This window comes from Pseudobacillus badius (assembly GCF_002189605.1).
GTDB classification, from domain to species: Bacteria; Bacillota; Bacilli; order Bacillales; family Domibacillaceae; genus Pseudobacillus; species Pseudobacillus badius.
In genome coordinates this window covers 313,584-320,687 of record NZ_MWMM01000004.1, presented here as the reverse complement: position 1 = coordinate 320,687, position 7,104 = coordinate 313,584, and the positions used below count along the sequence as shown (strand labels likewise).

General features: G+C 40.9%; 7 protein-coding genes and 2 rRNA genes. 6 read left to right on the top strand and 3 right to left on the bottom strand.

The genetic code is table 11. The annotated features are described in order from the left end of the window. Positions 1–100: ribosomal RNA gene (locus tag B1A98_RS10575) — 23S ribosomal RNA — on the top strand; the annotation flags it as partial. Between the two features lie 101 nt (positions 101–201). After that, positions 202–317, top strand: a 5S ribosomal RNA gene (rrf, locus tag B1A98_RS10570). A 432-nt stretch (positions 318–749) separates the two neighbouring features. Here rrf and cyoE read toward each other — a convergent pair. Beyond that, complete coding sequence (cyoE, locus tag B1A98_RS10565) at positions 750–1,691, bottom strand: heme o synthase (protein ID WP_063384886.1); 942 nt, start codon at positions 1,689–1,691, stop codon at positions 750–752. A gap of 340 nt (positions 1,692–2,031) precedes the next feature. Between cyoE and B1A98_RS10560 the strand changes: the two genes are divergently transcribed. Further along, positions 2,032–3,486 (top strand): ATP-binding protein, encoded by a 1,455-nt coding sequence (locus B1A98_RS10560; RefSeq protein ID WP_063384887.1) that lies wholly within the window; start codon positions 2,032–2,034, stop codon positions 3,484–3,486. 139 nt (positions 3,487–3,625) lie between these two features. On the opposite strand, the gene B1A98_RS20465 is transcribed toward B1A98_RS10560, so the two are convergent. Beyond that, positions 3,626–3,772: a hypothetical protein gene (locus B1A98_RS20465; protein WP_169713110.1), complete on the bottom strand. Its 147-nt coding sequence runs from the start codon at positions 3,770–3,772 to the stop codon at positions 3,626–3,628. 86 nt (positions 3,773–3,858) lie between these two features. Further along, on the bottom strand, positions 3,859–4,920 hold the full coding sequence (locus B1A98_RS10555) for a glycosyltransferase family 4 protein (RefSeq protein ID WP_063384888.1): 1,062 nt from the start codon (positions 4,918–4,920) through the stop codon (positions 3,859–3,861). Between the two features lie 457 nt (positions 4,921–5,377). Between B1A98_RS10555 and B1A98_RS10550 the strand changes: the two genes are divergently transcribed. The 3 genes from B1A98_RS10550 (at position 5,378) to B1A98_RS10540 (ending at position 7,084) form a co-directional block, all read left to right on the top strand. After that, positions 5,378–6,022, top strand: coding sequence for a phosphatase PAP2 family protein (locus B1A98_RS10550; protein ID WP_063384889.1), 645 nt, complete (start codon positions 5,378–5,380; stop codon positions 6,020–6,022). 54 nt (positions 6,023–6,076) lie between these two features. Then, positions 6,077–6,715 (top strand): hypothetical protein, encoded by a 639-nt coding sequence (locus tag B1A98_RS10545; protein WP_063384890.1) that lies wholly within the window; start codon positions 6,077–6,079, stop codon positions 6,713–6,715. A 186-nt stretch (positions 6,716–6,901) separates the two neighbouring features. Continuing rightward, positions 6,902–7,084: a hypothetical protein gene (locus B1A98_RS10540; RefSeq protein ID WP_063384891.1), complete on the top strand. Its 183-nt coding sequence runs from the start codon at positions 6,902–6,904 to the stop codon at positions 7,082–7,084. Positions 7,085–7,104: the final 20 nt, after the last annotated feature.

Here is a 7,104-nt window from a genome sequence, read left to right as displayed (position 1 = left end):
CTAGTAAGATCCCTGAAAGATGATCAGGTAGATAGGTTCGAGGTGGAAGCGTGGCGACACGTGGAGCTGACGAATACTAATCGATCGAGGACTTAACCAAAACGCCGTATGGCGTAAAGCAACAAACCATGGCACGGTATTGCCGGTTACTGACACATATTATCCAGTTTTGAAAGAATAATTTCTTTCCATTTTATACAGTCTGGTGGCGATAGCGAAGAGGTCACACCCGTTCCCATCCCGAACACGGAAGTTAAGCTCTTCAGCGCCAATGGTAGTGAGGGGCTTCCCCTTGTGAGAGTAGGACGTTGCCGGGCAGTAAAAAAAGAACAGCAGAAGCTGTTCTTTTAATTTGTCTATCAGAGAAGTTCGGAATGATCACATTCTGAACTTCTCTTTTTATTTTTTAAGATGGTTTTCAAGTCATTTGAGAGAAAGATAGAGCTCTCCTAGCCGGTGATTCAGACCATTTTCGCGCTCTGCTAAGTTCAGCGGGACAGGGGCGAGACCCTGCAGGTGCTTTGGCGCCGAGGAGGCTCGCCGTCCGCCCCGCGGAAAGCGAAGCGCCTGAAATAGAAATCAACAGACCCCATTTATAAGCAAGATAAAAAAGACTGCGGATAAACCTCAATTTTCATTGAGTTTGTCTGCAGTCTAAAAGACCAGCTTTTTTCTATACTTCTTAGACACTGGTGCTAAACATCAAGGCCCTTTCGCTTGACGAAAGGGCCTTGATGTTTAGTGGCTGCTTATATAAACAAAGTACCAATGAGACAATAGGCAATGATGACGACAAATAAAATCGTGAGATGATTAAGTGAGAAGATAAACATCGTGGTTGCCCATTTATTCGGTGACATTTTTTTATAGCCGATGATACTTAAAGCTAGCCAGGCACTGCTCAACAGAAAGGCGACGATTGTAATACCGATATTTAAAGGGATAAACAGCAAACTCCCGGCTATTAAAGCTGTCAGGTATACATTAGTCTGCAAGTAGGTGCGCTTAAATCCTTTCACCACTGGAAGCATTGGTACATTCGCGGCTTTGTATTCATCATATTTTCGAATAGCAATAGCATAAAAGTGAGGCATTTGCCAAAGTACCATAATGACAAAAAGCCCAAGAAGCTCCAGATGCATTAAATCTGAAGTAATGGCAGCCCACCCTATAAGAGGAGGCATCGCTCCAGAAACGCTTCCAATCTCCGTATTATAAATCGTATGACGTTTAGTCCACATAGTATAGGGTACAACATAGAGAAACAGTCCGCAAAAACCGAAAAATGATGCAAGCGGCGAGGCTAAAGCAAGAATGATCAGTCCTGTTAAGGCCATTGAAATACCTAGGACAAGGGCTGGCTTGGGCTGAATGGCCCCTGTCACGGTTGGTCGTTTCTTCGTTCTCTCCATGACAGAATCAATATCACGGTCGTACAAATTGTTAAAGGTGCCTGCTGATCCAATAACAAGTGCGGCCCCAATCAGGGTCAAAAGAATTTCTGGGAGTTTTTCAACCGGGCTTATGTCATTTATATATAACGCTAACGCCAATCCAGCTAATACAGCGATTAGATTCGACTTAATAATGCCTGTCTTAATAGTTTCCGCCAAAACATTCGATAAATGCTGTTTTGGCATGGCTAGAGAGGCTTCTTGAACACTTCTATTTATTTTTGCGTCACTTCGCATTTTTCCCCCTCTTTTCCTTTTAAAATATATCTATGCTTTGTTAGTTTATCATATTTTACTCATGAGCGGTGCAGGAGCTTTGACAACTTTAGAACAACTGAGCAGGATTGAATTCACTTAAAGCAAAATGTGTAAAATTCAAAAAAGTGTTCACCGATTGAACTCACCGAAGAGCATATAATCATGGGAGCATTTCTTAGATAGCTTATTGAGATTATGTTTATTCTTTAGTAATATCTAGGATGAAAGTACGTATATATGTATAGATATAGCTTGAATAAGTGTAATGATAATTTTACTGCTTTGACAGTTTTGCATATAAAATGATGGGGGAATAGAAGTGGCGGAGCACAGCATAGAAAAGAAGCACTTGTCTGAATCGATGGAGTGGCTTAGTAATAGTATAAAAGAGCTTTTTTTACTAACAGATGGCAAGGGGCAAATTAAATTTTTAAATTTGCCATTTGAACAGCTTTTACAGTGTTCTTTATCGGAAGCATCAGATCGCTCTTTTGTGACATTTGTACATCCTGAGGATAGAGAAAAGGTAGAGAAAAACCTGCTCTTTCGAAAAAAAGATGAACCTTTTCGCCCATTTACCCATCGTTGCCTTCTTCAAAACGATAGTTGCTTTTCTCTTCGTTGGGAGACATCAGAAAAGGCTGAGGACGGATGGATGAGAATGGTTGGTTGTTTAGTAGATACAGAGACAACTGCTGAAAAGTCAAAAAGGCAGATAGGAGAGGGGGAGCTGTTGCTTCTCGACAGCATTGAAAATATTAACGAGGTGCTTTGCATTTACGATATCGAAAAGAATGAGCCTTTGTATGCCAGCCCTTCTTTTGAGTCTTTTTGGGGGTTTAGCGTGGAACAGTCCTATAAAAATCCGGAGATTGTGAGCAGCAAAATACGTAATGTCAGCTTGAAAGAGTTACAGGGCTATTTCTCTACGCCCTCAGATAAACCGCGGGAAATGGAATTTGAGCTGCAGGTAGAAGAAGAGTTCTCCAAATGGGTATTGACGAAAATAATTCCGATCGTCGGCGAGGAAGAGAAAATTAGCCGGTATATGTGTATATCTTATGATATTACTCCGTTGAAAGAGCAAGATCTTCTAGTGAAAAAATGGGATAAGCTAGGAATGGTCGGACAGCTGGCGGCCGGCATTGCTCATGAAATCAGAAATCCCTTAACGACTATTAAAGGATTCCTGCAGCTTCTCGGGCAGGAAACAAACACTCCTTATCAGGAGCTTTTACTGTCGGAGCTAGAGAGGATTGAATTTATTATGAATGAATTCCTATTCCTTGCCAAGCCTCAACAAGATTTAAAGCTGGAAATAAAGAACCTCAATAAAGACTTAACGGATATTGTCGACTTTATGAGGCCTGAAGCTTTGTTAAATAATATACAGCTCGATCTTGAATGTGATCCCTCGCTGCCATTGGTCTATTGTGAATCTAAGCAAATTAAGCAGGTCATGATGAATTTAATTAAGAATGCTGTTGAAGCGATGCCAACAGGGGGAAATATTTCTATACAAACAATGGCGAAGCCGGACGGATATGCGATGATTAGGGTTTGCGATGAAGGAATGGGTATTCCAAAAGAGAGAGTAAAGCGTTTATTTGAACCGTTTTATACGAGTAAGGAAAAAGGAACAGGGCTAGGGCTAATGGTGAGCAATCAGATTATTGAGAACCATAAAGGCACGTTGGTTTTTTCAAGTGAGGTGGGAAAAGGAACGACTGCCTGTATTCTTTTGCCGGGAGCAGAGGAAGAAGGGCTCGTTTAATCGAGGTTTGTTTGAATAAAAAGGGGCTGCTTGCCATTCTGACAGTCGAGAACAATCAATCCTTTTTCTTCCTTGTATTATTTTAAAGCCTTATTCAAATAAAAAAGACAGTCTTTTTAAGACTGTCTTTTTGCGTGTATTAGGGAGTAATTTGTGAGGCAGGTAAGGTAATGATTTTCCCGCCAATTTGTATGTGAATTGTATCATTAAAAATGGCTTTCACGATACCCTTTAAAGAAACGGTTGAATCTACAGAGATTTTGTTTGTTTCAGCATTTGCCGCCATCCATCTCAGCCTCCAATCAGGTAATTGAAATCAAGCAGATGTAAACTATAGAGTAATTATCGCATGTACATATAGACGGTGTCAATTTAAGATCTGCCGGATAATTTTCTATACAGCTTGGAGAAAGTTTTGTATCGTTCTCCCACCGCACCAACGAGCTCAGCAATCATGTGAAGAACAGCGAGCAACAACAGCAAGATGGCAAGTGAAGCCCATAAAGTAGCCGATGACAGCAAAATGGCTGCAACGCTGAAAAGAATGCCAAAGCCGTAAATGACAAGCACGGTATTCCTATGCGATAACCCTAAATCCAAAATTCTGTGATGAAGATGAGATTTATCCGGCGCCGAAATCGGTTTTTTGTTAATGATTCGGCGAATGATCGCAAACATCGTATCAAACACAGGCACTCCTAAAATGATAATCGGAATGATAATACTAAAGAGCGTAACACTTTTATACAATCCGAGCAGAGACAAAATCGCAATAACGTATCCGAGAAATAACGCGCCCGTATCCCCCATAAAAATCTTGGCTGGATGGAAGTTATAGCGCAAAAAGCCCAGTGTGCTTCCTAGAACGATTAAAGCTAACGTTAAAATTAATTGTTTTCCCGAAAGAGCTGCCAGAATGGCGATAGACGCGATGCCAATTGATGAAATGCCAGCCGCTAAGCCATCTAATCCGTCAATTAAGTTGACTGCATTCGTTATTCCTACAATCCAGAAAATTGTAAACGGATAAGCGAAAAATCCAAGATGAATCTTTTCGTTAATAAATGGGATGGTAATAAATTCAATGGTTAAACCTGAGCTGACAATCAATACAGCAATCAGAATCTGACCGATAAATTTAATTTTAGCCGATAGTTCGTACAGATCATCTAAAATGCCAAGCGCAACAATTAGCAGGGCTCCTATGCAAATCGTAGCTACACGCTCTTCGTACAGGCCTGAAGCAAAAAAGCCGGCCGCAACACCAATAAAAATAGCCAGGCCTCCTAACCTCGGCATTAAGGTTTGGTGTACTTTTCTTTCATTTGGTTTATCTACTGCTCCAATTTTTATCGCGAATTTAATGACAAAAGGTGTAACGACCAAAGCCGTAATGAACGACACCGTGAAAGCTAAAAAAAGTTGTAGGTCCAATTTATAAAGCTCCTTTACAACTGAGTTTTATTAATCTATCAATTAATAAAGAACAGTTTCTGAAATTCTATGCGCTTAATTTGATAATAAAAGAAAGTCGCAAATAGCACAACAACTATTACCCTTATTAATAATAACTCAATCTTTTTGTCGAGAAAAGAAGGGAAAATGCCTATAAGCTCTAAAAACAGGGAAAAAGTCTAAATATGCGACGCCATTCGATTTTTTCTGCATGCATGATCAAGATGTGTGAGGGCATCTTAACGTATTATACAACAAGAGAGGGGCTGCTAGCGAAAGATTTTGATGAAGTCCTCGCTGAAAGAGGAAGAGGTTGTTATCACTCAAGAGGATTGAACGCTGCAGCTGATCATTTACATTTTTCGCGCTGACCCATACAATTATATTGAGGAATGGAAACAATGTGCTGTTTGGACAGGCCGGAGGTTATATAAAGATGAAAAAAACGATCTTTTGGGGCAGTTTATTGCTTTTCACACTCTTAGCAGTGATGGTCAACTCCCAGCTATTAGAAACGTATGATCGGTCCATTATTTTATTTTTTGAAAAGATACGGACAGGATTTTTCAACAGCTTCTTTTATCTATTTACCGAAATGGGTTCGATCAAAACACTTCTGCCTGCAGCCGTGCTGGTTTCGATTGGATTGGCAATAAAACGGCACTACTGGGAGGCCTGCTTTTTCATGCTGGCATTCTGGGGATCAAGAGGAGCAAATCATTTGCTTAAATGGATGTTTGAAAGAGAGCGTCCGGCTTTCAATTCCCTGATCGAGGCCGGAGGATACAGTTTTCCCAGCGGTCATGCAATGAATGCGACTGTTTTTTTCGGTTTTTTGTTTTATCTATTCATCTATGTTCTTCGCAAAGGAAATCATCATTCCACCGCGTGGCGGCTGACAGTAATTGTCCTCGTGACGCTCATTGCTGTGAGCCGTGTCTATTTAGGTGTTCATTATTTAACAGATGTGATTGCCGGCGCGTGTGCGGGCTTGCTGTTTCTAGGGCTCGTGGTTTATTTGTATACATTTGTAATCAGCCGAAAGAGCCTGCGGCAACAGGCAATGGATAAAAATGAATAAATAACAATCCAATAGACATACTAAGCTTGATTATATGAAAGGAAGGGATGCAGTATGTCATTGGAATGGTTTGACCGGGTAAGCGGGGAGCTGCAAGATTATTTGGAGTCAATCTGTGATGAATACGATGAAGTAGGCCATATGACGGTTGACCGAGCAGCAAAGCATCCCAGGATTGAGTTTTTTGTTGAGACGAGCGAGGATGAGAGTGAATACTTTTGCTCATTATTTTTTGACCCGCATAATGAAGAATTCTATGTGAAAACCTTAGAGCTAGACAGGGAACAAATGTCTAAAACGGTACTTCCGGATATTGAAGACATTATTGACGAGGTTCATGAAAGCTTTCATGAATTTATGGAAGGCGTCAGCGGCTGGGAAGAGGACCATGAATGGGCAATGGAAGACGAAGCTGATGACGATGAAGTGTTTGAACAGATTGATGTAGAGTGGTCCACTCCAGAGGTAACGGCGTATGCCCATGAGGATGAGGTGGAAGTGACGTATCAGTTTGGCGTGATTGAAGAAACGGGAGACGGCGTTCTTCGGCGCGTGAACCGGATCAAAACTGTCGATAATGAACTTTTGGAGGATGAAACGAATTTTATTTTCAGCAAGGAAGAAGCAAATACCATTATCGCTATGATTGCCAGCCATGCAGATTCGCTTAGTGAATTTGATTTTAATAAATAATCGCTTGCAGGAAGAACTGTTCTCAAACCTGGTTTGGGGCGGTTCTTTTTTGATGGACAAAAAGAAGGCTCCTTCAAACGGCCAGCCTGAATGATGACAAGGTTGTTATCTTTTGCAAAAACACAAGGAGACTTTTCCAAAATCAGGTATAATAAGTTTATACATAGAAAACAGGAGGTGACTGCGATGATTAATGTAGGAGATGTGATTTTTCAGCTATTTTCTTTGCTTATTCCGATTGGTATCATTCTCTTGATTGTCCAGGTTGTCCGTTCGATGAAAAAACAGGATGAACGTTTAAGAAGGATAGAGGACAAGGTCGACAGGATGCAGGAGGAGAGCAGCCTCAGTGATTACAAAAACAGCTGACCGGCCATTTTAGCTGCCTA

Bases quoted from the DNA above. Each gene is read 5' to 3' on its own strand.
- B1A98_RS10550 (WP_063384889.1), top strand. From the start codon at position 5,378: ATGAAAAAAACGATCTTTTGGGGCAGTTTATTGCTTTTCACACTCTTA.
- cyoE (WP_063384886.1), bottom strand. From the start codon at position 1,691: ATGCGAAGTGACGCAAAAATAAATAGAAGTGTTCAAGAAGCCTCTCTA.
- B1A98_RS10545 (WP_063384890.1), top strand. From the start codon at position 6,077: ATGTCATTGGAATGGTTTGACCGGGTAAGCGGGGAGCTGCAAGATTAT.
- B1A98_RS10540 (WP_063384891.1), top strand. From the start codon at position 6,902: ATGATTAATGTAGGAGATGTGATTTTTCAGCTATTTTCTTTGCTTATT.
- B1A98_RS20465 (WP_169713110.1), bottom strand. From the start codon at position 3,772: ATGGCGGCAAATGCTGAAACAAACAAAATCTCTGTAGATTCAACCGTT.